The organism is Pseudomonas sp. GW823-FHT06E10 (assembly GCF_058794995.1).
The window spans coordinates 386406-412829 of the sequence record NZ_JBXAHJ010000002.1 but is presented as its reverse complement, the minus strand read 5'-3'; the positions used below and the strand labels follow the sequence as shown (position 1 = coordinate 412829).

At 59.2% G+C, this 26424-nt stretch carries 22 protein-coding genes; 9 read left to right on the top strand and 13 right to left on the bottom strand.

The genetic code is table 11. The features are described from left to right. Positions 1-7: 7 nt before the first annotated feature. From algG to yaaA, 7 genes are all read right to left on the bottom strand, one after another. Positions 8-1582, bottom strand: a complete 1575-nt coding sequence (algG, locus tag AC1Q6Y_RS04945; protein WP_492624107.1) for a mannuronan 5-epimerase AlgG — start codon at positions 1580-1582, stop codon at positions 8-10. Between the two features lie 26 nt (positions 1583-1608). After that, on the bottom strand, positions 1609-3093 hold the full coding sequence (locus AC1Q6Y_RS04940) for an alginate export family protein (RefSeq protein ID WP_150814297.1): 1485 nt from the start codon (positions 3091-3093) through the stop codon (positions 1609-1611). Continuing rightward, positions 3090-4601: an alginate biosynthesis TPR repeat lipoprotein AlgK gene (gene algK, locus AC1Q6Y_RS04935; RefSeq protein WP_492624106.1), complete on the bottom strand. Its 1512-nt coding sequence runs from the start codon at positions 4599-4601 to the stop codon at positions 3090-3092. Before algK ends, AC1Q6Y_RS04940 begins: the two co-directional genes overlap by 4 nt. A gap of 9 nt (positions 4602-4610) precedes the next feature. Then, positions 4611-5780 carry an alginate biosynthesis protein Alg44 gene (locus AC1Q6Y_RS04930; RefSeq protein WP_057713387.1) on the bottom strand — a complete coding sequence of 390 codons (1170 nt, stop codon included), beginning with the start codon at positions 5778-5780 and terminating at the stop codon, positions 4611-4613. A 36-nt stretch (positions 5781-5816) separates the two neighbouring features. Then, on the bottom strand, positions 5817-7298 hold the full coding sequence (alg8, locus tag AC1Q6Y_RS04925; protein WP_057713388.1) for a mannuronan synthase: 1482 nt from the start codon (positions 7296-7298) through the stop codon (positions 5817-5819). A 95-nt stretch (positions 7299-7393) separates the two neighbouring features. Further along, on the bottom strand, positions 7394-8710 hold the full coding sequence (locus tag AC1Q6Y_RS04920; protein ID WP_057713389.1) for a nucleotide sugar dehydrogenase: 1317 nt from the start codon (positions 8708-8710) through the stop codon (positions 7394-7396). Between the two features lie 826 nt (positions 8711-9536). Beyond that, positions 9537-10316, bottom strand: a complete 780-nt coding sequence (yaaA, locus tag AC1Q6Y_RS04915) for a peroxide stress protein YaaA (RefSeq protein WP_057713390.1) — start codon at positions 10314-10316, stop codon at positions 9537-9539. Positions 10317-10583: 267 nt separating this feature from the next. Between yaaA and AC1Q6Y_RS04910 the strand changes: the two genes are divergently transcribed. Together AC1Q6Y_RS04910 and AC1Q6Y_RS04905 are read left to right on the top strand one after the other, a co-directional pair. Next, positions 10584-11708 (top strand): polysaccharide deacetylase family protein, encoded by a 1125-nt coding sequence (locus AC1Q6Y_RS04910; protein WP_492587607.1) that lies wholly within the window; start codon positions 10584-10586, stop codon positions 11706-11708. Between the two features lie 336 nt (positions 11709-12044). Next, positions 12045-13439, top strand: a complete 1395-nt coding sequence (locus AC1Q6Y_RS04905; RefSeq protein WP_008050144.1) for a PhoH family protein — start codon at positions 12045-12047, stop codon at positions 13437-13439. A 128-nt stretch (positions 13440-13567) separates the two neighbouring features. Here the strand turns inward: AC1Q6Y_RS04905 and AC1Q6Y_RS04900 are convergent, their stop codons facing one another. Continuing rightward, positions 13568-14011 carry an HIT family protein gene (locus AC1Q6Y_RS04900; RefSeq protein ID WP_492587605.1) on the bottom strand — a complete coding sequence of 148 codons (444 nt, stop codon included), beginning with the start codon at positions 14009-14011 and terminating at the stop codon, positions 13568-13570. Between the two features lie 736 nt (positions 14012-14747). Between AC1Q6Y_RS04900 and moaC the strand changes: the two genes are divergently transcribed. The 4 genes from moaC to AC1Q6Y_RS04880 all read left to right on the top strand — a co-directional run bounded on the left by moaC (position 14748) and on the right by AC1Q6Y_RS04880 (position 16998). Beyond that, positions 14748-15221 (top strand): cyclic pyranopterin monophosphate synthase MoaC, encoded by a 474-nt coding sequence (gene moaC, locus AC1Q6Y_RS04895; RefSeq protein ID WP_057713392.1) that lies wholly within the window; start codon positions 14748-14750, stop codon positions 15219-15221. Then, positions 15218-15460 (top strand): molybdopterin converting factor subunit 1, encoded by a 243-nt coding sequence (gene moaD / locus AC1Q6Y_RS04890; protein WP_057713393.1) that lies wholly within the window; start codon positions 15218-15220, stop codon positions 15458-15460. The genes moaC and moaD overlap by 4 nt, the downstream gene beginning before the upstream one ends. 3 nt (positions 15461-15463) lie before the next feature. Further along, complete coding sequence (gene moaE, locus AC1Q6Y_RS04885) at positions 15464-15916, top strand: molybdopterin synthase catalytic subunit MoaE (protein WP_007989960.1); 453 nt, start codon at positions 15464-15466, stop codon at positions 15914-15916. A gap of 305 nt (positions 15917-16221) precedes the next feature. Further along, the gene (locus AC1Q6Y_RS04880) at positions 16222-16998 is read left to right on the top strand and encodes an ABC transporter substrate-binding protein (RefSeq protein WP_057713394.1); all 777 of its coding nucleotides are present in this window, start codon (positions 16222-16224) and stop codon (positions 16996-16998) included. Positions 16999-17128: 130 nt separating this feature from the next. Here AC1Q6Y_RS04880 and AC1Q6Y_RS04875 read toward each other — a convergent pair whose 3' ends face one another. From AC1Q6Y_RS04875 to AC1Q6Y_RS04855, 5 genes are all read right to left on the bottom strand, one after another. Next, entirely contained in the window at positions 17129-17770 is a 642-nt protein-coding gene (locus tag AC1Q6Y_RS04875; RefSeq protein ID WP_007972668.1) for a helix-turn-helix transcriptional regulator, read from the bottom strand. Positions 17771-17860: 90 nt separating this feature from the next. Continuing rightward, a complete protein-coding gene (locus tag AC1Q6Y_RS04870) occupies positions 17861-18988 on the bottom strand; it encodes an NAD(P)/FAD-dependent oxidoreductase (RefSeq protein WP_090457579.1) in 1128 nt (375 codons plus the stop codon). A gap of 225 nt (positions 18989-19213) precedes the next feature. Beyond that, positions 19214-20158: an ornithine cyclodeaminase family protein gene (locus AC1Q6Y_RS04865; protein ID WP_057713397.1), complete on the bottom strand. Its 945-nt coding sequence runs from the start codon at positions 20156-20158 to the stop codon at positions 19214-19216. Positions 20159-20296: 138 nt separating this feature from the next. Further along, positions 20297-21787 carry an ATP-dependent RNA helicase RhlB gene (gene rhlB, locus AC1Q6Y_RS04860; RefSeq protein ID WP_492624105.1) on the bottom strand — a complete coding sequence of 497 codons (1491 nt, stop codon included), beginning with the start codon at positions 21785-21787 and terminating at the stop codon, positions 20297-20299. A gap of 98 nt (positions 21788-21885) precedes the next feature. Continuing rightward, a complete protein-coding gene (locus tag AC1Q6Y_RS04855; protein ID WP_057713399.1) occupies positions 21886-22542 on the bottom strand; it encodes an alpha/beta hydrolase in 657 nt (218 codons plus the stop codon). 469 nt (positions 22543-23011) lie between these two features. On the opposite strand from AC1Q6Y_RS04855, the gene AC1Q6Y_RS04850 reads away from it, so the two are divergent. The 3 genes from AC1Q6Y_RS04850 to AC1Q6Y_RS04840 all read left to right on the top strand — a co-directional run bounded on the left by AC1Q6Y_RS04850 (position 23012) and on the right by AC1Q6Y_RS04840 (position 26398). Continuing rightward, positions 23012-24043 (top strand): amino acid ABC transporter substrate-binding protein, encoded by a 1032-nt coding sequence (locus AC1Q6Y_RS04850; RefSeq protein ID WP_008018591.1) that lies wholly within the window; start codon positions 23012-23014, stop codon positions 24041-24043. Positions 24044-24108: 65 nt separating this feature from the next. After that, positions 24109-25290: an amino acid ABC transporter permease gene (locus AC1Q6Y_RS04845; RefSeq protein ID WP_057713400.1), complete on the top strand. Its 1182-nt coding sequence runs from the start codon at positions 24109-24111 to the stop codon at positions 25288-25290. 10 nt (positions 25291-25300) lie between these two features. After that, positions 25301-26398 carry an amino acid ABC transporter permease gene (locus tag AC1Q6Y_RS04840; protein ID WP_057713401.1) on the top strand — a complete coding sequence of 366 codons (1098 nt, stop codon included), beginning with the start codon at positions 25301-25303 and terminating at the stop codon, positions 26396-26398. The last annotated feature ends 26 nt before the right edge of the window (positions 26399-26424 follow it).

The following is a 26424-nucleotide window of genomic DNA, read 5'->3' as shown; positions in this document are numbered from 1 at the left end:
ATTGTCCTCAGTCCCGCATTTCGGTCTGGCGTTCGACGGGGTCGATCAGCACGGCTTTCTGCTGGCGCACCAGCAGGTCGAGAATTTCATCCTGGCGCTCGCCGAGAATCCCCGAAAAGCTGATGCCGCTGGATTTGGTCGGGGCGAGCATGGACACGCGATACAACTCGACACTCAGCGGCGAGTCGATGGACAGCGGCCCGCTACCGTTGGCCGCCAACTCACCGCCGACCACGATCAGCGACACCTGGGCGTCGAACGGGTCGAGCTTGATGTCACGGTCGGTGTTGCTCAGGTCCTTGATGTGGCCATAGACGCCGGTCAGGCCGTTGGCCATGGCGACGTTTTCGTACAGGCGAATGTTCACGCTGTTACGAATGCGGATGCCGTGGCGACGGTTGCTGACGACTTTGTTGCCCCACAGCAGGTTGTCGGCACTCTCGTAGAGGGTGATGCCGTCGGTGTGGTTCTGGTAGATCTCGTTGTGGGCGATCAGGTTGTTCACGCTGTTACGGTCGATCACCAGGCCTGACAACTTGTTGTCGTAGCTGCGGTTGTTGAAGATGAAGCTGTCGTTGACCTCACGGGAAATAATGATCCCGTGCTTCTTCTTGGTCCCGTACACCGTGTTGTCGGCAATGATCAGACCGTGGGAACGGTCGTGGGGGTCGATGCCGTAGACGATGTTGTCTTTGTAGGTGTTGCCCTTGACCACGAAGTCGCGGGTTTCATAGCAGTAGAAGCCGTACCACATGTCCGAGAACTCGGAGCCGACGATCCAGCCGGTCGGCTCAGGGCGCTTGAGCACCTTGGCCATGTTCGGCGTGTACTGGGAAATACTCACGCCGTAGGATTTACTGTTGGCGTAGCCGAAACTGGCGATCTTGCTGTTGGCGATGTAGGTCTCGGTGCCGCCCCAGGACAGCAGGAACGGACGGAATTCCTTGGGCGAATTGAACGTCGCCGGGCCGTTGTCCTTCTCGCGCCAGCCAGTGATTTTTGTGTCACGCACGAACAGCTGGCCGTCGTTGACCAGGAACGAGCCGGCTTCCTGGGACAGGCGCAGTTCCTGGGTCTGCTTGTCGATTTCCAGGATGCCGTGGCGACCGACCACGATCGGCAACTTCGACAGGAACACACCCGGCGAGGTTTCGCTGAAGTACTGCTTGGGGACCTTTTTCGCCAGATCCTTGAGGTTCATGTAGCCGTCGTCGACGAAGATCGCCTGGGGGATGCCGTGCTGACGCACTACCCACTCGGCCATCTTGTTGTCGCCACCGATGAAGTCCTTCAGGGCGTCTTCCTGCATCATCCGGCGCAGGCTGATCTTGCCCGGTTTGCTGCGCACGATCTTCGCGGCTATGGCTTCGGCTGTGTAGCCGGAAACGTCCGGCAGTTTCGGCGTGGCCAGTTCCAGCGGCGCGGTCGGTGCGCTGCTGACGGTGTAGGTCTTGGCCTGTTGCAGTTCCTTGGCCGTGGTTGCCGGCTTCGCCGGCTCCACATTGGCGAAGCCAGTCGCACTGGCCAGCAGCATCGCGCCGGCCAACAGGCTGATCGAGCCTTTTCGGGCTGGATGATTCATCTGGGAGACTCCCTTCGCAATGTGCATCAGAAGCGCCAGATCACGTCGATGAACGCGCGGTGCATGTACGAATCGACTTCCTTGCCGTACGCATCGCCTGGCTTGAACACTCCGCCACGAAAGCGCACCAGGGCCGAAGGCTCATCGATCGCCTGACTCATCGAAGCTGGCAACAGGCCTTGCTTGAAGTACTTGGTCACCACCAGGTCCATTTCCTGACCGAGGTCTTTCTCGCCATCGTTCAGTGGCAGGGACGTACTGGAGAGGATCGCGCCAGTCACGTCATCGGTATTGTTCTGCACAGCGTCGATGCCGTTGCTGCCGACCGGCTTGTTGCCGTCGACGCGCCAGAATTTGTGGTAGATCAGGCTGGCGTCGTATTCGTCGTTGAGCATCCACGAACCGAACAGAGTGGCGCTCTGCATGTTGTTCATTTCGCCACGGAAGGCCTCGCCGAAGCGGTGCACGCGCGAGCGGGTACCGGTGTAGTTCGAGCGGTTACTTTCCAGACCGTTCTGTTCATAGTCTTCGCTGGCGCGGGCGTAGGCCGCACCGACTTGCCATTGCGGATCGAGACGCAGGCGAACACCCAGATCGGTGGCCCAGCCATCGACATCGCCGCTGCGCTTGGCTTGTGCGGGAGCGGTGCCATCGGCGTTCAGCGGATTGACCGTGTCGCGGTCGCCACTCATGCCGGTGATGCTGCCCCAGTAGTTGACTGTGTTGGTATTGCGCCAGTTGTAGGCGTCGCTGTCGGCGGTGAGGCCGAGCCAACTGATGTCGCCGTTCTGTTTCTTGTCCAGCGAATCGCTCGGCACGCCCGGTTGTGCGTAGTCGAGTTTGCCGTCGTCGTGGGTGTGATGACCGCGGATGCCCACCCAGTTGCCCGGTGTCCACTGGTACGCCGCATCGGCGTAAGCGTGCAGGCGATCCTTGTCCTCTGGCGCAAGCTCCTTGAGGTCGGTGCGGTACTCGCTGAAGCGTTCGGCGATACCGACGTTGGCGCGCAGCAGGGTGGTGTCGAAGGTCCAGTTAAGGGCTTCGATGTTGGTGTCGCGCCATTGGCCGTCGTCATTGCGCAGGCGCTGGCGACCGAACTTCAGGATCTCGCCGGGGTAGGGCGTGAAGCCGCTGTAGCCGACCCAGAACTCACGCATCGCCAGGTAGTTTTTCTTGGTCTCGCGATCACCATTGTCGGTGTTCTCGGCGCCATCGGATTGTTGCAGGGTGTCGGTCTCGATGATGTCGGTGGACGTCACCGCCTGACCCATGGCGTAGGCGCTCCACGCGCCGCTTTCGCCATAGACCCACGGACGCAGGTCGAGACCGACGCCGTTGACGTCGCCGCCGTCGGCGGTGCCGAGGTCACGGTCGTCTTCGGACTGGCCGGTGATTTTTACGTCCAGACCGAAGTTCTTGGTCTCTTCAGTCATCGCAGCCAGCGTCGGGCAAGACCAGATCAGCGCGAATGTCAGGCCGATGCCGGCCTTCATGAATGGATTCAACTTCATTGGGATTCCTCGCCATCTTCTTCTTGCAGGGCATGCAGTTCCGGCGTGTTCGGGCTCAGGGCACCGCGCACGGCCTGTTCTTGTTTCAACAGGCGTTGGGCTTCGGCCAACCGGTCGGGCGGCAATTGCGTTTGGATTGTTTGCGCAAGCTCGGTGGCTTGCGGAGTGTTCTGGGCCAAGGCCAGTTGGCTGAAAACGTAGGCGTTCAGCGGATCAGGCTTGGTGCCCTTGCCTTGGGAAAATAGTTGGGCAATGGCGAAGTCGGCGCTGTTCTGGCCGTTGCGCGCAGCGGTCAACAGATGGTCGAGGGCCTTCTGCGGATAGACCTTGCCCAGGTAGCCACGGCGATAGATCTGGCCGAGGTAGTAATCGGCAGCGACTTCACGGCCGACGGCTTTCTGGAAATGCGCTTCGGCAACCTTGGCGTCGGCCGGTACCAGTTTGCCTTCGAAGTAGAGCTTGCCCAGCAACAGCTCGGCGCGGGGCTGGTCGGCAGCGCGACCGTTGTCCAGGTACTTCATCATCTGGTCGACGTCGCCGAGTTCCGGGAAGTCGTAGAGCAGTTGCGCGAGGGTGACCCACGACGCCGGGTAGCCCGGTGCGATCGGTTCGAGCAGCGACTGTGCGGTCTTCTCGTCGGTCTTGCCCAGGGACGCATCGGCAAGCACGCGGGCGACGCTGTCGACGCGCTGCGCCGAAACGGTGCCTTGGGCATGAGCCGCTTGCATCTGCTTGATCAGCTCGGCCTGTTGCTCTGGCTTGGCCTGTTTCTGATAGACCGTGGCCAGTTCGACGTAGCAGATGTCGCTGGTGTTGAGCGCGGCCTTGCAGATTTTTTCCACGTCATCCAGATGCTGGTCGTAGGTGCCCTGGGTGCGATAGAGCAGCACCTGCGCCAGACCCGCTTCCGGCTTGCCTTCGGCGCGCCATTGGCTGATCTGCTGCTGGGCATTCACGTTGGGGAAGCTGTGCGGGTATTGCAGGTACAGCATCGCCAACGGGATCAGCGTATTGCCTTCGCCCGCCGCAGCGGCTTTTTTCAACAGGGTTTCGGCTTCGTGTTGTTCCGCTTCGGTGGAGCCGGGCTTGGCCACCAGCAGACGACCGAGGCGTGCCTGGGCGCGCGGCGAAACGCTGGCCGCGGCGCGGTAAGTCGCCTCGGCCTGTTTCATCTGCGCCGGGTCACGGCTGTCGACCTGGAGATCGGCCAGGCCGACCTGGGCTTCGCTGTAGCCCAGGTCTGCCAGTTGCCGGTAGTTCTGCGCGGCGGTGGCGGTATCGCCACGTTTGAGCGCTTCGTTGGCCAGGCGCTGGTCGGGCAGGCCGGCGCAGCCGGCCAGGCTCACCGCCAATGCCACAGCACACAGAGACCCCATGTGGGAGCGGGCTTGCTCGCGAAAGCGGTGTGTCATCCCACATTGATGTTGAATATTAAACCGCATTCGCGAGCAAGCCCGCTCCCACAGGGGCTGCGGCGTGTTTTGAATTTTTGTGATAGTCACAGGCATGTCCTCGACTTAAAGACCGACAGCCATGGCTTTGTCGATCAGCCAGTTCAGGTTCGGGCCACGGTCGCTGTTCACTTCCACCGGGCGGCCGGCGAGGGAGCTGTCCAGGGTTTCGTCCGGCTGGATCAGCACGCGGATGTCCGAAGACAGGTCGGCGCTTTTCAGGCTGGTGCTGCTGACGATCTTGCCGGTGCGGCTCTTGTCCTCGCCGGCGATCTGGAAGCGCACCGAAGTACCCGGGCGCACGTCGCCGAACTGGCGATAGGAGAAGCGCGCTTCAACATTGGCTTCGCTGTTACGCGGCACCAGTTGGAAGATCACGTCGCCCTTGCTGGCGTACTGACCGTTGGCGACCATTTGCTGGGCCACGGTGCAGTCGCAAGGCGAGGTCAGGGTACCGGTCATCTGCTTGCCGAACAGTTCTTCAACCTTGGCCGGTTGCAGTTGGTCTTCGTCCAGATGGCCCTTGAGCACGTCGAGCATGCTGGTGCTGAAGGTCGCCAGCGGTGCGCCCTTGGCGGCCACGCCGTCGGCTTTCACCAGGCTCTGCACGGTGCCGTCGCGGGGCATGGTGATGTTCACGCCCGGCACGCTGACCAGACCGGCCTGGGCGTGGCTGACGAAGTACATGCCATACACCGATTTGAAGACAAAGCCGAATGCAGCCACGCCGACAACGAAGATCCCCAGGCTGAAGGTCACGGCTTTCAGGCGTCCGAACGCGGACATGCCGTGGCCGCCGTCCTTGACCTTGCGCGCCTTGGTGAAGTTGTCGCGCTGCAGGGTCGCCAGCATTTCACCCACGCTGACGATGTCGCCAGCCAGGTGCGAAGTGATCAGGTGGCGCAGGGTCGAGATGTCCCGTGGTTCCAGGTTCTGGAACTGGCAGCCGGCGCGTCCGGTCTCGCGATCGAAAGAGCGGACCTGCAACTCGACGTCCATGGCCAGGCCGAGGTTGTCGATGACGAATTGCAGGCGGGCCTTGTACACGTCACCCATCTTCAGCGGCAATTGACCGGCGTTGAACGCCAGGCCACCGGCGGACAGGTCGATCACCCGGGCTTCGACCGGCGTCCGGTCAGGGCCGAAGAAACGCAACTTGGCCGGGATTTTCACTCGGGCGTGTTGGCGCTGGGCTTCGGATTCATGCACTACGTTGGCGTTGACGGCGGTATTCATAAAGGCGATTTCCTGGTTAATTCAATAAGGGGGCGGTCAGACCATCAACAGCAGCACGGCGACAAAAATGCTGCCGGCAGAGAAGGTCATGGTCCGAGACGACCAGGTGTTGAACCAACGTTGAAAGCTGGCGAGATCACGGGTCAGAGACGTGGGTTGGCGGGTCCAGGACTGTTGGTCGAGGCGGAAGAACACGTAGATCTTCACCAGCGCGCCGACGATCTGGTTGTAATAGAGAATCGCCGGGTAAGCCGGGCCGATCCGGTGTCCGGAGCACGACAGCAACAAGGTCAGGATGAACCGGGTGATGCCGATCCACAGCAGGTACACCAGGATGAACGCGGTGCCGTACTTGAAGCTGGCGATCAACGCCACGGTCAGGCCCAGCAGCGAGGTCCACATCGACACGCGCTGGTCGAACAGCACCACCGAAGTGAACACGCCGAGGCGTTTGACCCCCAGGCCCAGGGCACGGGAGTTCTGCCGCAGGTTGTTGCCGTACCAGCGGAACATCAGTTTGCGGCTGGCCTTGATGAAGCTCTTTTCCGGCGGGTGTTCAACGGTGTTGATCGCCGCGTCGGGCACGTAGAACGTGTCGTAGCCCAGGCGCATCAGGCTGAACCAGCTCGACTTGTCATCGCCGGTAAGGAACTTGAAGCGACCCAGGCGCCAATGTTGCAGCGAGTCGCTTTCCACGTCGGCGATGAAGTCCGGGTTGGTGACCACGGTGGCGCGGAACACCGACATGCGGCCGGTCATGGTCAGCACGCGCTTGGACAAGGCCATCGAGCACATGTTGATGTGACGCTGGGCGAAACGCAGCTTGTGCCATTCGCTCATGATGTAGCCGCCGCGCACTTCGCAGAATTCGTTGGTGGTCAGGCCACCGACGTTGCCGAACATCTGGAACCACGGCACGGTCTTGAGCACCACGCCTTCGGCCAGCACGGTGTCGCCATCGATCACCGCGACCACGGCGCGATCATCCGGCAGGTGCCGGGAGATGGCGCGGAAGCCGTAGGCCAGGCCATCGCGTTTGCCGGTGCCGGGAATGCGCACGAAGTCGAGCTTGACCCGGGACGGCGGGTTCATCCGTTTCCACAGGCTTTTGACCAGCAGCTCATCGGACATTTCCACGATGGAGCAGACCACGGTGGTCGGCAGACCGCAGTCGATGGCCTCGCGGATCACCGAGCTGTAGACCTGCGCGGTGGTCAGGGCGTCGATGCGGAAACTGGTGACCATCAGGAACACGTGGGACGGGTCAGCCGCTTTGCCCAGCTTGCGCACTTTGCGCCGCAGGTGCGGGTAGACGATGTACAGAAAAATCATGCCGCGCACAAAGTGGGTGGCACCCATCGAATAGCGCCAGATACCCACGGCGCCAATCAGGAAAATAAAGTCCTTCGACTCGGAGTCGAACGTGGACACGGGCAACGCCATGGCGAGGCCCATCAGTAAACTCAGGTAGAACAGCCAACCGGCGGCCTGGAGTAGGCCGTGTTTTAGCCTGTGCATAATCGGAATCCTAAAGTCAGTTGCAAGCCCCAAGCTTCAAGCCCCAAGCGAGGAGCTTTGAACTTGCGGCTTGGAGCTTGAAGCTTGCGGCTGCTTTACCAGCAGATACCTTCAGTCCGGCCAGTCACGCTGGTGGCCTTGGACATGAAACCGACCAGGTCGATCACTTGCTTGCCGTGTGGAACTTCCTGCACCAGCGCGCGGAACTTCTCGTCGCGGTTGCCGAGGATGATCACGTCGGAGTTGTTGATCACCGCGTCGAAGTCGGAGTTGAGCAAGGACGAGACGTGAGGGATCTTCGACTCGATGTAGTCCTTGTTCGCACCGTGAACGCGGGCGTACTCGACGTTGCTGTCGTAGATGCTCAGGTCATAGCCCTTGCCGATCAGCATTTCCGCCAGGTCGACCAGCGGACTTTCGCGCAGGTCGTCGGTGCCGGCCTTGAAGCTCAAGCCCAGCAGGGCGACTTTGCGTTTGTCGTGGCTGGAAACGATGTCGAAAGCGTTCTGCACCTGGGATTCGTTGCTGCGCATCAGCGAGTTGAGCAACGGGGCTTCCACGTCCAGGGAACCGGCGCGGTAGGTCAGGGCACGTACGTCTTTTGGCAGGCACGAGCCGCCGAAGGCGAAGCCTGGGCGCATGTAGTACTGGGACAGGTTGAGGGTCTTGTCCTGGCAGACCACGTCCATCACTTCACGACCGTCGACGCCGACCGCCTTGGCGATGTTGCCGATTTCGTTGGCGAAGGTGACCTTGGTGGCGTGCCACACGTTGCAGGTGTACTTGATCATCTCGGCGACCGCGATGTCCTTGCGGATGATCGGTGCGTCGAGCTCTTCGTACAGCGATTGCAGAACGTCGCCGGACGCCTTGTCGAATTCACCGATGACGGTCATTGGCGGCTGGTCGTAGTCGGCGATGGCGGTGCTTTCGCGCAGGAACTCAGGGTTCACGGCCACGCCGAAATCAACACCGGCCTTCTTGCCGGAGCAGTCTTCGAGAATCGGGATGACCACATTGGCCACGGTACCCGGCAGTACGGTGCTGCGCACCACGATGGTGTGGCGGGTGGTCTTGTCACGCAGGACAAAACCGATTTCGCGGCACACTGCCTCGATGTAGTTCAGTTCCAGATCGCCGTTCTTCTTGCTCGGCGTGCCTACGCAGATCATCGACAGGTCGGTGTCGCGAATCGCCTCGGCGAAGTTGGTGGTGCCACGCAGACGACCTGTCTGGATGCCCTGGGCCAGAAGTTCACCCAGGCCTGGTTCAACGATCGGCGATTTGCCGGCATTGATCATATCGATCTTGTCTTTGGCCACATCGACGCCAACGACGTCATGGCCCCGTGCAGACAGGCAACCGGCACATACTGCGCCGACGTAACCCAAACCAAAAATGCTGATGCGCATCGCAATTACCTCTCTGTTATCAAGCCTGTAAACATCAAGCCATTAAATGGCCGGAGTTAATGGTATTCAGCGTGTTTTAGTGCACTCGCAAGTGTGCCTTACAGGCACGACAATGCCCTGTGCTGGCATATAAGTTACGAGTGTCTAAATAAATGCACTCAAGGGGTGCGCAACTAGGCCTTGTTGTTATGATTTGCCCTGTTATGCAGCCGATCCTCCTGTCGGAAGGATGCAGGTGCAACAGCCTTGCACGCCTGATGTCAGGCCGAAAGCCCGTGGATCAAGCGGTTGGGTGCTCGGGTGAGCACGTTTATAGGGGCGCTGTCGTGGCCTTGTAGGGGATAGTCATACCGCGTTATCTCCTGTCCGATTGCTGTTGTCCAAATCGGTGATTAGTCAGCGCAAGTTAATATTACAACTTCGCTACACGAATCGCTTATCTGCGTAAGTTATCTCGTACACGCTCGGCGAGAATCGTTACCGGTGGTATGAGCGGCTCGTTTGGACATAGTTCCAGCCCACTCATCGCGAAATCTGAAATTTCTTGAAATATTGAGAAAGATGGCACTGCTCTCAAATTGATAGCACTTGCCGTTTCGCCCTTTATATATAGGCGGCTCAACAGAGGGGATATTTTTTTGCCACTACTGTTAAAAAAAGTCAGTGCCACTACGCAAAAAAATGATTGAAGTCGAGTGAAACTAAAGTTAGAAAATTAGTTGGTGTTTTTATGGCGCCAAAAAAATGGCGAAATGACAGGGAAGTCTGAAGTGAATCAAGGGTCGGCGCACGAGGGTTTGTGGAGGTCGTGCACCGACCGGATGCATCACTCTGGTGCGTGATCGCGTAGAAACACCAGATTGTCCGGCTTGGACTGTTCGGCGCTGTAGCGATAGCCTTGAACGTCGAACTGCTTGAGGGTGGCCGGGTCGTTAATGCGTTCTTCGATGACGAAGCGACTCATCAAGCCACGGGCCTTTTTCGCGTAGAAGCTGATGATCTTGTACTGGCCGTTCTTCAGGTCCTTGAATTCGGTATTGATGATGCGCGCGTTCAAGGCGTTGCGTTTGACGGCCGAGAAGTACTCGTTGGACGCCAGGTTGAGCAGCACGTCATCGCCTTGATCGACCAAGGCTTCGTTCAGCCACTCGCTGATGCGCGTGCCCCAGAAGGCATACAAATCCTTGCCCCGAGCGTTGGCCAGTTTGGTGCCCATTTCCAGGCGATAGGGTTGCATCAGGTCCAGCGGGCGCAGCAGGCCATAGAGGCCAGAGAGCATGCGCAGGTGTTTTTGGGCGTAATCGAAATCCGCTTCGCTGAGGGTTTGCGCATTCATGCCGGTGTACACATCGCCCTTGAAGGCCAGCAGCGCCTGCTTGGCGTTTTCCGGGGTGAACGCGGGCGTCCAGCTGCCGAAACGCGCGGCGTTGAGCCCGCCGATCTTGTCGGACACGTGCATCAATTCGCTGATTTGCGCGGGCGTCAGCTCGCGCAATTGCAGGATCAACTCCTGGGAGTGGTCGAGGTACTGCGGCTGGGTGAAGCGCTGGGTCGCCGGCGGTGTTTCATAGTCGAGGGTCTTGGCGGGTGAAATCACCATCAGCATGAAGTCGTCTCCTTTAATCGTGGCGGCGATTCTAGGGGGTTGTCCTCGTTGACTCCAGCTATCGCGTCCATAGGTGATGACTGGTGGCATAGCACAAAACCTGTGGGAGCAAGCTTGCTCGCGATGACGGTGTGTCAGCTGACATCATTGTTGAATGTCAGATCGCTATCGCGAGCAAGCTCGCTCCCACAGTGGTTCAGTGTTGCTGCAGGAGGTGTGTGTGGATCAGCTATAGTGCCGCGCGGGTTTTGTTATGGAGACATCCCATTGCGTATCGCTTTTCTCATTTCGATCTGGCTACTGAGCTTCGGCGCCATTGCGGCTCCGGGCGATGTGGCGACGCTCGATCGCAGCACCTGGCCGGAGAAACTCGGCAACCCGACACTGTTCGACGTGGCGTCCAGGGCCGAGATCCTCATGTTTTCCAGTGTCCTGTTGGCCAGCGAGTCGCTGGATGAGCCCGCCCTGGCCCAGCGCCTGGGCCTGCGCACGATCAATCTGGAGTCGGTCGACCGGGTTCGTCAGCGCATGTGGCAACGGCTGCTGGCCAACTACAACTTCGCCCAACAGAGTTGCGACCAGGATGCCTCCTTCTGTTTTCTGGTCGAAGACATGCCCACCTTGCGCGAGCAGGCTGCCAAATTCCAGGTCGGCGCAGACAGCTATTACATCAAGTGGGCCGAGCCGAGCCGTGCGTTCCACACCCAGTACCTGGACGAACAGTTGCGCAAGGCCGCTTTGTTCCCGCAAACCAGCAGCGAAGTCGATCATTTTGGCGACTATGAGCGCAGCGGCGACGGGATGCATGACCGGCTGTTTCTGCTGACCTTCGACAGTGCCGCCAACGCCGCACCGGATAACACCGCCTGGGTCGCCGAGTACCTGCGCAAGTCGAACATGAGCGGGACGTTCTTCGTCCTCGGCAAGGACATCCAGGCCCGTTTGGCCGAACATTCTGTGAGTAACCTGCAAGCGACCTACTCGAGCCAGTGCATCGGCGTACAAGGCTGGGAGTTCCGTTCCCACAGCCACTGGCAGGACTGGCAGGACTCGGTGCGCCGCAGCGCCGAACTGGTCAAGAGCAAGCTGCCGGAGAACTACGTGCCCCTGTTCCGTCCGCCCGACGGTCAGCGCCGTTCCGATGCCGAAGGCTTCTTCAAGACTCAGGGGTTGCAGGTAGCGTTGTGGGACATCGACGCCCAGGATGGTGCCGGCAAACTCAAGGGCAACCCGAGTGCGCAACGGGTGCTGACCCTGATGCTGCTGTGGCGGCACGGAGTGATCAATTTCAATGTGAAACAGGATGCAGTGAAAACGGCGTTGCCGTGGCTGGTCACGCAAACGGCGCCTGTCGGGATCGGCTGGGAGGATTGCCAGGATGCGTTTCGCTGAAAATGACAAAACCCCGTAAACATTGGGTTTTTGGCAATTTTGGAAGGGGATTCGTTGCAGGTGGACTTCCGACTTTAAACGGGTGATGGCAGTCCGCCAAGTGCTATTGGTCAATCTGCAAAATAAACTTCAAAAAAGCGTCAAAGTACTTTTTTCTGTCACACGTTTTGGAGTATTACGAAGACAGACCGCCGAAACCTGCAACACAGGTGGCGTCTTCCAAGACCCCGCATGTATGCAGAACACTTGAGTCCCCGCAGGTGTATTCGGCAGTCACTTCGAGGCGCAGCACCGTCAAGGTATTGCGTCGAATGGCTCCCACAAAGGTGACCGAGTATGGATGATCACGGACGTAGCTCTTCTTCCAACCAGCCAATCCTTTATGTACTCGATACCAACGTATTGATTCACGATCCAAACGCGCTGCTTAACTTCGAAGAACACCACGTCGCGATCCCGATGACCGTGCTTGAAGAGCTCGACAAGCTCAAGAGCGGGCATCACAGCGTAGCCGCCGAATGCCGCCAGGCCATCCGCCTGATCGACAAGACTCTGGGCGATGCCTCACCCGAGGACGTCGAGCAGGGTGTGCCGATCCAGCGTGGCAAAAGCGGACCCAAGGGTTTGCTGTCAATTCTGATGAGCAAGCATGCCGAGCCGAATCTGATTCTGCCCGAGCACCTGAACGACAACAAAATCATCAATCAACTGATCGACCTGCACGCGCGCGATCCGAAGAAGCCCGTAGTGCTGGTCACCAAAGACATCAACATGCGCCTCAAGGCGCGCGCCTGCGGAATCGCGGCCGAGGACTACAGCACCGACCAACTGGTCGACGACGTGTCCTTGCTGCCCAATGGCTACCACAACATGACCGGCTCTTTCTGGGACCGCGTGAGCAAGGTTGAAACCCGTCAGGACCACGGCCGCACCTGGCATCAGGTGCAATTGATCGACAACCTGCCGGCGGTGCACATCAACGAATTCATCATTGATGAACAGGGCTTTGTCGGCTGGATCAAGGAGATTGAAGAGGACCGCTTGCTGATCCTCGACCTGCACCAGGAACCGCTGCTGCACCAGGAAGCCTGGGGCCTCAAGCCGCGTGATATCTATCAGAGCCTGGCGTTGTACGCCTTGCTCGATCCGGATATCCACCTGGTCAACCTGTCGGGTGCCGCGGGTTCGGGTAAAACCATCCTGGCGCTGGCCGCTGCGATCGAGCAGACCATGGTCAGCAAACGTTATCGCCGCATCATCGCTACCCGTAGCGTGCAGGGCCTGGATCAGGAAATCGGCTTCCTGCCCGGTACCGAGGCGGAAAAAATGGAGCCGTGGCTGGGCGCCATCACCGACAACCTCGAAGCCTTGCACATGGATGACGAAAGCACCCATGGCAGCGTCGACTACATCCTCAGCAAAGTGCCGTTGCAGTTCAAATCCCTCAACTACATCCGGGGCCGCAGCTTCCAGCAGAGCCTGATTCTGATCGACGAATGCCAGAACCTCACGCCGCACCAGATGAAAACCATCATCACCCGTGCCGGTGCCGGTTCCAAAGTGGTGTGCCTGGGCAACCTGGCACAGATCGACACCCCTTACCTGTCCGCGACCAGCTCCGGGCTGACCTACCTCACTGAACGCTTCAAGGACTTCCCGAACGGGGTGCACATCACCCTGCAAGGGGTACCACGTTCGATCCTGGCCGAATACGCCGAATCGCATCTGTAACAGTCCACCGGAACCGGGCGGCCGCAAGGTTGCCCGGTTTTTTGTACGCGACGTAAAGGCTGTGCCTCAGGGCAGACCCAATACCGATGAGTGTGTTTCTGCAAAGCCTGGGGCGAAAGCAGTCTTGTTTACAGAGGTTGCGAAAAATAGCCCTTGAGGGTTTCCGTAAGAATTGATTGAGCGTTCAATACCACTTGGGTCGGCTCAGACTGTGAGCTACTAAACTTTTTTCGCGCCCAACTGAAAAAGAAGGGGCCATCAATAATATGTTCATTGTGTTCCGACAAATATAACTTGGTCACGGAAGCATATCTGGGGAAAACGTGAAAATGCAGTTCATGATTGAGTTCGGAAATACGCATTATGTATACTTTTTCAGGAGAAAATAGAGTGTTTAAGGCTCGCTCCGTAAATGCTAGCCCACTCATCAGTTCGGCACTTTCCTCTGCGCTTAGTTCTGCAAGTCTTGTTATGTCCCGCTTAAGAGAAATAATCATGTAGCCAGGGATATCACAGTCCCGGCAATGAGAGATTATGATGTGTTTTCCTGAGTAAATTGTCCGTGCTGACATGACTAACCTTCCGTGTGCCAACCATGGTTAGCGTGTAGGGCCCGCGCCGTTGAGCTCCTGCCGGAGGTCGGCAGAAAAGGGCGCGTGTTCATGATTTCTTCAGGAGATCCTGGCTGATGACTGCCGGAAACTGCGCCGGGAGCAATAGCGTAGACTTGGATATTGGATTTACTGAATTCGCGTGCCAAAGACCTTTTGTGATACCACTGACTTGAGTTTGTAGGGTCGTGAATTTTGTTGGTCAGTTTTTCTCGAATTAACAACTCGGTCAATCATTCAGTTGTAGGAAGTTTCACGGCAGGTTATGGGTGCGGACTTTCGGAGAGTTCTTACGTCGAGATTTGTTATAGGATAATCAGTAAGTTATCAACTGGTGAACAAGGTTGAGTCGTTCGGCGATGTCAAAAAAGCGCATTTTCAGTAGGGTTTTGTTACATGTGTTTCTGTTATTTGGTAATGCTTGTAAGCTTAATAAGGAATCGCATCTGTAACTGTCCACCGGAACCGGGCGGCCGCGAGGTCAGCCGGTTTTTTATGCCCAACACAAATCCAACTGTAGGAGCGAGCCCGCTCGCGATGGACGTCAACGATAACGCGTGTTGTCTGAATGCCCGCGTTGTTCCTGCGTTCTTCGCGAGCTGGCTCGCTCCTGCAGGGGATGTGTGACCCGATAATCGTGCGTGCGGAAAATTGACCCGCAGGTTTACAATCGACGCTCCTGATCAGGAGTAATCCCGTGCTGACTCATCTCGATTCCCAAGGTCGCGCCAATATGGTCGACGTCACTGAAAAAGCTGTGACGTTCCGTGAGGCGACCGCTCAAGCGCTGGTGCGCATGCTGCCCGAAACCCTGCAGATGATCGTCAGTGGCGGCCACCCCAAGGGTGATGTGTTTGCCGTGGCACGCATTGCCGGTATCCAGGCGGCGAAGAAAACCAGCGATCTGATTCCCCTGTGCCATCCGCTGATGCTGACCGGTGTCAAGGTCGAGCTCAGTGCCGAAGGCGAGGATTCGGTGCGCATCGTGGCGCGTTGCAAGCTGTCAGGGCAGACCGGCGTGGAGATGGAGGCCCTGACCGCTGCCAGCGTCGCCGCGCTGACGATCTACGACATGTGCAAAGCCGTGGACCGCGGCATGACCATCGAAAGCGTGCGTCTGCTGGAGAAGGTCGGCGGCAAGAGCGGACATTTCCAGGCGGAGCAGTCATGAACGTTACCGTAAAGTTTTTCGCCCGTTATCGTGAAGCGTTGGGTCTGGATTCGGTGAAAGTAGAAGGCAACTTCGCCACCGTCGACGACGTCCGCGCACTGTTGGCCCAACGTGACGGTGCCGAGGTGTTGAGCGAGCAGAACCTGATGTGCGCCCGCAACGAAGACCTGTGCCAGCTCGACGAACCGGTCAGCGACGGCGATGAAGTGGCGTTCTTTCCGACTGTGACCGGAGGCTGAACCATGGCGATTCGCGTGCAGTCCACGGCGTTCGACCCTGGGGCCGAAGTCAATGCCATGCACGATGCCAATGTCGGCGTGGGTGCAGTGGTGAGTTTTGTCGGCTACGTGCGCGACTTCAATGACGGCCTCGACGTCGCCGGGATGTTCCTCGAGCACTATCCCGGCATGACTGAAAAAGCGTTGGGCAAGATCGCCATCGAGGCAGAGCAGCGCTGGCCGCTGCTCAAGCTGGAAGTGCTGCACCGCATCGGCGCCCTGGAGCCGGGCGAGCCGATAGTCTTCGTCGGCGCGGCCAGCGCCCATCGTCAGGCGGCATTCGACGCCTGCGCCTTTGTCATGGATTACCTGAAAACCCGTGCGCCGTTCTGGAAGAAAGAAAACACCAGTGACGGGCCGCGTTGGGTCGAGGGGCGTGACAGTGATCATGCGGCGGCGGATCGCTGGAAGCAGTAGTTTCTGCGGCGTTCTTTAGTTCGTCTTCGCGAGCAAGCCCGCTCCCACAATGGATCTGGTTGAACACAAATTTTGTGTACGACACAGAACCCTGTGGGAGCGGGCTTGCTCGCGAAGGGGACATCCGACTCACCCAATACCTTGCAGAACCACCACCCGACCACCGGCCGGCGCGAGCTGCATTTGCCTGATTGACGACTTATACATAAAAGTCCAGTATGGAATTATAAGTACAAAAAAGTTTCCACCCGTTTCAGCTTTTTCTTCTGTCTTGCCAAACCAACAACAACCGCGAGAAAACGAACATGAAGAAGTTCCCCCTCATCACCGGTCTGGCCCTGAGCCTGTTGGCGTGCAGCTCTGTGTTCGCCGCCGAGAAAACCCTGCGCATCGGTATCGAAGCGGCGTATCCACCGTTCGCCTCGAAAACCGACAAAGGCGAAATCGTCGGTTTCGACTATGACATCGGCAATGCCTTGTGCGCACAGATGAAGGCCAAGTGTGTGTGGGTCGAAGGCGAGTTCGATGGTCTGATTCCGTCCCTGAAGGTGAAGAAAATCGACATGGCGCTGTCGTCCATGACCATCAATGAAGACCGCAAGAAGTCGGTGGACTTCACCCACAAGTACTATTTCACTTCGTCGCGTCTGGTGATGAAGGACGGCGCGGTAGTGGATGACCAGTACGCCAGCCTCAAGGGCAAGACTGTCGGTGTGCAGCGCGCCACCACCACCGACCGTTACGCCTCCGAGGTGTTCGAGCCCAAGGGCATCAACGTCAAGCGCTACAGCAACAACGAAGAAATCTACATGGACCTGGCCGCCGGTCGCCTCGACGCGATTTTTGCCGACACCATTCCACTGAATGACTTCCTGTCGATGCCGCGAGGCAAGGGTTACGCCTTTGTCGGGCCGGAGCTGAAAGATCCGAAATATGTGGGCGAGGGTGCCGGGATTGCGGTGCGCAAGGGCAACACCGAGTTGGTCAGCGAGCTGAACACGGCCATTGATGGCATTCGCGCCAGTGGTGAGTACCAGAAGATTTCCGAGAAGTACTTCAAGTCTGATATCTACGGCGACTGACAAACCGCCATCGCGAGCAAGCTCGCTCCCACAGGTTCAGTGGTGTACATATCTCTTGCGCACGACTCGGACACTGTGGGAGCGAGCTTGCTCGCGATGAGGCCCTTCCAGCCAATACATTTCTCAGGGCTCAGCCCTTCAATTCCTTCAAATGCTTGTACACCGTCGCCCGGCCCATGTTCAGCACATTGGCCACGTAGTTCGAGGCGCTTTTGCCCTTGAACGCGCCTTCGGCGTGCAACGCCAGCACCAGTTCACGCTTGTGGTCGCGGGTCAGCAGATTCAGGCTCAACTGGCGCTCACGCAGCCAGGCGTGGAGGAAGGTGTTGATCCGCTCCTGCCAGTCATCGCGGAACAGTGCATCCGGTTGCGGGATCAGCTTGGTCGGCGACAGGAACAGGTCCAAAGCGGCCTTGGCATTTTCGAACAACGAAATATTCAGGTTGATGCACAGCACCGCCAGCGGATGACCTTCGCTGTCCCGTAGCACCGTGCTGAGGCTGCGAATCTTCTGACCATCCCAGTTGAGCTTTTCGTACGGCCCGATATTTCGTTCGCTGACATCGTCGCTGAGCATGTCTTCCAGCGCCGAGTCGTCGCCGATTTCCCGCTTGGACAGGTTGTTGGCGATGTAGTCGACCTTTTGCGTGCGCAGGTCGTGCAGCACCACTTCGGCGTGGGGAAAAAACAACGTGGCGATGGCGTCGGCGATCGCGTGGAAGTTATCCAGGGACGTGTCGTCCAGGGCCGAGTCTTTTTCGGGGGCGTTCATACAGTGGAACTCCAGGCAGCGTCAGCGCCCCATCAAAGGGGCGCTGAAAGTGTGCCGTAATCGTGTGGACACGTCACCTGAGGATCAGGATCAGCCGAGGCGGGCAGGGGAGAGCATTTCGGCATTCAGGCCGAAACGGCCGAGCGACTCGGGCAACGCTGCACCGCGCACCAGTGCCGCGCTGGCCTGGCCCATGGCCGGCGAAGTCTGGATGCCATAACCGCCTTGTGCCGCGACCCAGAACAACCCCGCTACCTGTGGGTCGAAGCCGGACAACAGGTCGCCGTCGCTGACGAAGCTGCGCAGGCCGGCCCAGGTGCGGGTCGGGCGGCGAATGGTCAGGGTCGTGGCTTCTTCGATCTGGTAGATGCCCATGGCGATGTCCAGCTCTTCGGGCTGCACGTCGTGGGGTTCCACCGGGTCGGCGTTGGCCGGCGAGCCGAGGAACATCCCGGCATCGGGTTTCATGTAGAAGGATTCGTCGAGGCTGACCAGCATCGGCCAATGGTGGATGTCCACGCCTTCGGGGCCGGCGAAGATGAACGCGGCACGGCGTTTGGGTTGCAGGCCCAGCGGTTTGGCGCCGGCCAGTTCGCCGATCTTGTCGGCCCAGGCGCCGGCGGCGTTGATGATGATTGGCGCGCTGAACGTCTGGCTGTTGGTCTGAACGTGCCATACACCTTGGCCGTCGCGGCTCAGGCCGACGACTTCGCTGTCGGTATGCACTTCGCCCTGGTTGCGGCGGATACCGCGCAAATAGCCCTGGTGCAGGGCGTCGGTGTCGATGTCGCTGGCGGTCGGGTCGTAGATGGCGCCGTGGACCTTTTCCCGGCGCAGGATCGGCACCAGCGCGCAGGCCTCGTCGGCACCGAGCAATTGCATCTCCGGCACCGTGGTTTTTGCGCTCTGGTATTGCCTGTTCAGTTCGTCCGGGTCGCCGGTCAAGTCCACGGTCATTTCGCCCCGCGGGGTCAGCAGCGGGTGTTCGCAGAAACCGCTGGGCGGGTTGTCGAAAAAGTCCCGGCTGGCCAGGGTCAACGCCCGCACTTGCGGGGTGCCGTAGGCCGCGGTGTACAGCGCCGCCGAACGGCCGGTGGAGTGATAGGCCGGATGGGATTCGCGTTCGAGCACGATCACGCGGCCGTGCTGCGACAACCAGAAACCTGTGGAAGCACCGGCAATTCCGCCGCCGATGATGATGAAATCTGCCTGGCTCATGAACGTCTCCTGGTGGGGCGAAAATGCCAAAATTGTGGTTGCTACCTGTGGGAACCGGACTCTGTGGCGAGGGGGCTCGCCCCCGTTCGACTGCGCAGCAGTCGCAATTCCCGAGCATGGGGTTTTACTGAGTGACCACCGCCGTCGATTTTGGGGCGGCTTCGCCACCCAACGGGGGCAAGCCCCCTCGCCACAAAAGCTCGCTCCCACAGATGAGTGGTGGTGTCAGTGAGATAGGCGATAGATCGCATTGGCCAGCGCAATGTCTTCCAGGCCCAGGCCGATGGAGCGGAAAAACACGTGACGGTCGTAGTCGGGGCGCTGCACCTTCTCGCTGAGCAGGTCGGGCAGGTCGCCAACAATCGCGCCCTTGTCCCAGCCGTGCCGTTCGGCGGCGATCAGCATTTCGCCGGCCGAGCCCGGGGTAGTCAGGCGATAGTCACAGAACACCTGCATGTCGTTGAGGCTCTGCGGCGGCACTTCGTGGGCACGCGGCGCATTGGTGCTGATGGAGGTGATCAACGCCGGTTTGCGCAAGCTCGATGGATCGATCACCGGACCGGCGGACGAGGTGCAGAGCATGATCACGTCGGCGTCCTGAACGGCAGCTTCGCGACTGTCGACGATGTTCAGGCGTGGCTCGATGTTTTTCAGCAGGCTCACGGTTTCGGCATCTTCGCTCAAGCTCGGCGAGTACAGGCAGATGCTCTGCCAGTCGCGCAGGCCTTTCACGTAGTGCAGGTGCGCCTGGGCCACTTTACCGCTACCGATGATGGCCAGGCGATTGGCTGTGAGTGGCGCGAGGGCGTCGACCGCCACGGCGGTGGTGGCCGCTGTGCGCGCGGTGGTCAGTTCTCCGGCATCGCACAGCAACAGCGGCTGGCCGGTCTGCATCGACATCAGCAGCGTCCATGCAGTCACCAGCGGCCCCTGCTCACGGACGATGTACGGTGACGTCTTGATCCCGTACACGCCGTCTTCAGCCAACACGCCCAGGTAGTTGATGAAATCGCCGGCGCCCTGTGGAAACTCCACCAGTTGCTGCGCCGGTTGTACGGCCTGCCCAGCGGCCAGCTCGCGGAACAGTTTGCGCAGGATCTGCGGTACATCGACCTGCGCCAGTAGCTCGCGAGCCTGGGCTTGGGGGATCACTTGGGGCGTGCTGGACATGGTCGGCTCCGGAGTTGGAATTAAACTAATTTGTCTATTATGGACTTTTAGTTATCGCGAGCAAGCTCCTGTTGAAAAAAAGCCGGGCGAAAAAAAAGCGCAGTCCGTTTCCGGCTGCGCTTGTCTTTTCAGCGTCGCTTAATGAGGACGCTTGCGTTCAACGGCCCGCAACAGATGCGTCGGTGGCGTTTCACAGCTGATCTTGCGCCCCAGCTTTTCCTCGATGGACGGTAGCTGGTAGGAGTCGTCTTCACCGGCAAAGCTGATGGATACGCCGTCGGCACCCGCACGACCGGTACGACCAATGCGGTGCACGTAGTCGTCCGGCACTTCCGGCAGGGTGAAGTTGATCACGTGGCTGATGCCGTCGATGTGGATACCGCGACCGGCCACATCGGTGGCGACCAGTACGCGGATCTTGCCTTCGCGGAAGCCTTCGAGGGTTTTGATGCGCTTGTGCTGCGGCACGTCGCCGGACAGTTGCGCGGCGTTGATGCCGTCGCGCACCAGGCGTTCTTCGATGCGCCGCACTTCATCCTTGCGGTTGGCGAAGACAATGACCCGCTCCCAACTATTGTCGTTGACCAGGTTGTAGAGCAGCTTGTACTTGTCGGCACCGGCCACCGCGTAGATGTGCTGCTCGACGTTTTCGTTGGCAACGTTCTGCGATTCGATCTCGACGATCGACGGATCGGTGGTCCATTGCTTGGCCAGGTTCATCACGTCTTCGGTGAAGGTCGCGGAGAACAGCAGCGTCTGGCGCTCGGACTTCGGCGGCGTCTGTCGAATGATCTGGCGCACTTGCGGGATGAAGCCCATGTCGAGCATGCGGTCGGCTTCGTCCAGCACCATCACTTCGACCATGTCCAGATGCACGTCGCCGCGCTGGTTGAAGTCCAGCAGGCGGCCCGGCGTGGCCACGAGGATGTCGCAGTGGCGGGCTTCGAGGTGCTTGAGCTGCTTGTCGAAGTCCATGCCACCGACGAACGTCATGACGTTTAGGCCGGTGTACTTGGTCAGGTCGGCGGCGTCCTTGGCGATCTGCACCACCAGTTCGCGGGTCGGCGCGATGATCAGTGCCCGTGGCTCACCCATGTAGCGCTCTTTCGGCGGCGGGGTTTGCAGCAACTGGGTGATGATCGAGATCAGGAACGCAGCGGTCTTGCCGGTACCGGTCTGGGCGCGGCCGATGGCGTCTTTGCCCGCGAGGGTGAAGCCCAGCACCTGTGCCTGGATCGGCGTGCAATACGGGAAGCCCAGATCCTGGATGGCGTGCATCAGTTCAGGGGCGAGTTTGAAATCGTGGAAGCGGGTCTTGCCTTCCTGGGGTTCGACGACGAAGTCTTCGAGTTTCCATGGGATGACCGGTGCCTTGGGCTTGGGTTCGCGGCGCGGTTTGGCGGGTTTCGGCGTGTCGCTGCGCGGCTGCTCCGGGGCTGTGATCGCCGCAGGCTGGGCGTCTTCTACGGTCTTCGGCTCGTGCTTGGGTGCAGTCGTGGTGGCGGTCCGTTCAGACTGATTGCCGTCGGTGCGGTGGCCGGGAGCGTGAGACGGAGCGCTGGGGACTGGCGCGAGTTGCTCAGTCTCGCTTTTACCGAACATTTTCTTGAGTGCTTTGAGCACGGTCATCTCATCAATTGGTTAAGGAATGTACGCCGGGCAGTGTAATGCAAGAATCGGGCGCGGCGTAGTGGGATGGATCAAAGGGCGCTTTTAAACAGAAATGCTTAACGCAAGCGCTCGGCGAGCCAGACGCCGATGTCGCGAATTTCTTCGGGTAACACTTCGTGACCCATTGGGTATTCCTGCCATGTCACGGTGACACCACGCAGCTTCAAATGCTCGTAGGCGCTGCGCCCCATCGAGTTCTGCACCACATCGTCGTACTGGCCGTGCAGGCACAGCACTGGAATGCGCTGCTGGCTGGCGGACATTTCCAGTTGGTCACTGAAAGTCGGTGCATAAGTGGAGAGGGCGAGTACGCCACCCAGTGGTCCCTGCCATTTCAGAAACGCGGTGTGGAGCACCACCGCACCACCCTGTGAAAAACCTGCCAGGAAAATCCGCGAGGCGTCTATTCCGCTGGCCTTCTGCGTTTCGATCAGTTCGATGATCCAGTTGGCAGATTCTTCCAATTGCTCGCGGTTGATCGCGCGCGCGGGGCTCATGGCCAATATGTCGTACCAGCTCGGCATCTCGTATCCGCCATTGATGGTGACGGCGCGGCTCGGCGCCTGGGGCAAAACAAAGCGGGTGCTCAACAGGGTTTCCTGCAGGGCTTCGGCCACTGGCAGGAAGTCGTAGCGATCGGCACCCAGGCCGTGCAGCCAGATAACGCAGGCATCTGCGGTCTTGACGGGTTCAAGAATCAAGGGGTTGGTCATGGCTGCTCCAAAAGTGTGCGTGCGCTCTCATTGAGTGCTAAGGCTGAGTGCGTGTCTGGTTGATCAGTTACGAAGATGTCGCAAGGTTACAAGTTTTGCTATTGACCTGCAGCTGAACCGCTTCGGAGAGCAGTGTGGTACGGGCTTTGCTATGGCGAAGTCTGTATGAAAAATCCCACGCCTGTCGGTAACACTATCAGGCCAAGGTTATTAGTGGGATTGAAAAGAATCCGGTGATGGATGTTCGCCAAAGGCCGATATGGGGCTTCGCGAACGTGAAAGGGCTACAGCCCGTTCGGCCGACTGGTGAGAGTGAGTTTTCCATGACGTGGATTTTCTCCTACTAGACTCATAGCTAACGTCTTACGTCGGTTGACCCCCAAAACAAGCCAACACGGGTCGACTACGCCTCAAAAGGGTGCGACAGGACTCACGCTCCGACACAACAAGAGCAAAACTGGAGGTTTGAATGAAGATGTTGAAATCCACCCTGGCTATCGTGACTGCAGCCGCAGTACTCGGTGTCAGCGGGTTTGCCCAGGCGGGCGCAACCCTGGATGCAGTGATGAAGAAAGGTTTCGTGCAGTGTGGCGTCAGCGATGGCTTGCCAGGCTTCTCGGTTCCGGATTCCACCGGCAAGATCGTGGGTATCGATGCTGACTACTGCCGTGCAGTAGCGGCGGCAGTCTTCGGCGACGCGACCAAGGTCAAGTTCAGCCAGTTGAACGCCAAGGAGCGCTTCACCGCGCTGCAGTCCGGCGAAATCGACATTCTGTCGCGCAACACCACCATGACCAGCTCCCGTGACGCGGGCATGGGCCTGAAATTCCCGGGCTTCATTACCTACTACGACGGTATCGGCTTCCTGGTAAACAACAAGCTGGGCGTCAAGAGCGCCAAGGAACTGGACGGTGCAACCATCTGCATCCAGGCCGGTACTACTACCGAGCTGAACGTTTCCGACTACTTCCGCGGCAACGGCCTGAAATACACCCCGATCACCTTCGACACCTCCGACGAAAGCGCCAAGTCGCTGGAATCCGGTCGTTGCGACGTACTGACCTCCGACAAATCCCAGCTGTTCGCCCAGCGCAGCAAGCTGGCTTCGCCGAAGGACTACGTGGTTCTGCCGGAAACCATTTCCAAGGAGCCTCTGGGCCCGGTCGTGCGTAATGGCGACGACGAGTGGCTGGCCATCGTGCGCTGGACTGGCTACGCCATGCTCAACGCTGAGGAAGCCGGCATCACTTCGAAGAACGTCGAAGCCGAAGCCAAGGGCACCAAGAACCCTGACGTTGCCCGTCTGCTGGGTACCGACGGTGAATACGGCAAAGACCTGAAAGTGAAGAAAGACTGGGTCGTGCAGATCATCAAGCAAGTCGGCAACTACGGCGAAGTGTTCGAGAAAAACCTCGGCAAGAGCACTCCGCTGGAAATCGACCGCGGGCTGAACGCTCTGTGGAACGCTGGCGGCATTCAATACGCACCACCAGTGCGCTGATGGTTCTATCACCCGGTGGGCCAACCACCGGGTGATGTTCTGTTCCATTATTTCCGGGGCACTTCATGCAAAATTCAATCGGCGCACCAAAGCAGAGGCTCAGCCTCAGCGATCCGCGAGTGCGTGCGTGGGTATTCCAGATCATCACGATTATCGCGGTGGTCTCGCTGGGCTGGTATCTGTTCGATAACACCCAGACCAACCTGCAACACCGGGGCATTACCTCCGGTTTCGACTTTCTGGAGCGCAGTGCCGGTTTCGGCATCGCTCAACACCTGATCGACTACACCGAAGCGGACACATACGCCCGGGTGTTTGTCATTGGTCTGCTCAACACCTTGCTGGTGACCTTCATCGGCGTGATCCTGGCGACGATCCTGGGTTTCATCGTGGGTGTGGCGCGGCTGTCGAAGAACTGGATCATCGCCAAGCTGGCGACGGTGTATGTGGAAGTCTTCCGCAACATTCCGCCGCTGCTGCAGATCCTGTTCTGGTACTTCGCGGTGTTCCTGACCATGCCGGGGCCGCGTAACAGTCATAACTTCGGCGACACCTTCTTCGTCAGCAGCCGTGGCCTGAACATGCCGGCCGCGTTGATGGCGGACGGCTTCTGGCCGTTTATGACCAGTGTTGTAGTCGCCATCGTCGCCATCGTGCTGATGAGCCGCTGGGCCACCAAGCGCTTCGAAGCCACCGGTGTGCCGTTCCACAAGTTCTGGGTTGGCCTGGCGATGTTCCTGGTCATCCCTGCGCTGTGCGCGCTGATTTTCGGTGCACCGGTGCACTGGGAAATGCCGAAGCTGCAAGGCTTCAACTTCGTCGGCGGCTGGGTGTTGATCCCGGAACTGCTGGCGCTGACGCTGGCTTTGACCGTGTACACCGCGGCGTTCATCGCCGAGATCGTGCGTTCGGGCATCAAGTCGGTCAGCCACGGCCAGACCGAGGCGGCGCACTCCCTCGGCCTGCGCAACGGTCCGACCCTGCGCAAGGTGATCATCCCGCAAGCCCTGCGCGTGATCATCCCGCCGCTGACCAGCCAATACCTGAACCTGGCGAAGAACTCCTCGCTGGCGGCCGGTATCGGTTATCCGGAAATGGTCTCGCTGTTTGCCGGGACCGTGCTCAACCAGACCGGCCAGGCGATCGAGGTGATTGCCATCACCATGAGCGTGTACCTGGCGATCAGTATCAGCATTTCCCTGCTGATGAACTGGTACAACAAGCGCATTGCGCTGATCGAGCGGTAAGGAAAAGCGCATGAGTACTCATACTTTCAAACCCGACATGCCACCGCCGGCCAAGGTCTTCGGCCCGATGGCGTGGATGCGCGCGAACATGTTCTCCAGCTGGCTCAACACCCTGCTGACCCTGTTTGCGTTCTACCTCATCTACCTGGTGGTACCGCCGATCCTGCAGTGGGCGATCCTTGACGCCAACTGGGTCGGCACCAGCCAGGCCGATTGCACGAAGGAGGGCGCCTGCTGGGTGTTCATCCAACAGCGCTTCGGCCAGTTCATGTACGGCTACTACCCGCCGGTACTGCGCTGGCGCGTGGACCTGACGGTGTGGCTGGCGATTGTCGGCGTGGCGCCGTTGTTCATCTCGCGCTTTCACCATAAGGCGGTGTACGGGCTGAGCTTCCTGGTGCTGTACCCGATCATTGCCTGGTGTCTGCTGCATGGCGGCGTATTGGGTCTGGACGCCGTGGCGACCAGCCAGTGGGGCGGCCTGATGCTGACCCTGGTGATTGCCACCGTCGGCATCGCCGGTGCGTTGCCACTGGGGATCGTCCTGGCGCTGGGCCGTCGTTCGAACATGCCGGCGATTCGCGTGGTCTGCGTGACCTTCATCGAGTTCTGGCGCGGCGTGCCGTTGATCACGGTGCTGTTCATGTCCTCGGTGATGCTGCCGTTGTTCCTGCCGGAAGGCATGAACTTCGACAAGCTGCTGCGGGCGCTGATCGGCGTGATCTTGTTCCAGTCGGCCTACGTGGCCGAAGTGGTGCGCGGTGGTCTGCAAGCAATTCCCAAGGGGCAGTACGAAGCGGCGGCGGCGATGGGCCTGGGTTACTGGCGCAGCATGGGGCTGGTGATTCTGCCGCAGGCCCTGAAACTGGTGATCCCCGGCATCGTCAACACCTTCATTGCGCTGTTCAAGGATACGAGCCTGGTGATCATCATCGGCCTGTTCGACTTGCTCAACAGCGTCAAGCAAGCCGCCGCCGACCCGAAATGGCTGGGCATGGCCACCGAAGGCTATGTGTTCGCCGCCCTGGTGTTCTGGATTTTCTGTTTTGGTATGTCGCGCTATTCCATGCATCTGGAACGCAAGCTCGACACTGGCCACAAGCGCTAAGTCGCTACCTAATTTAGGAAGTTTTG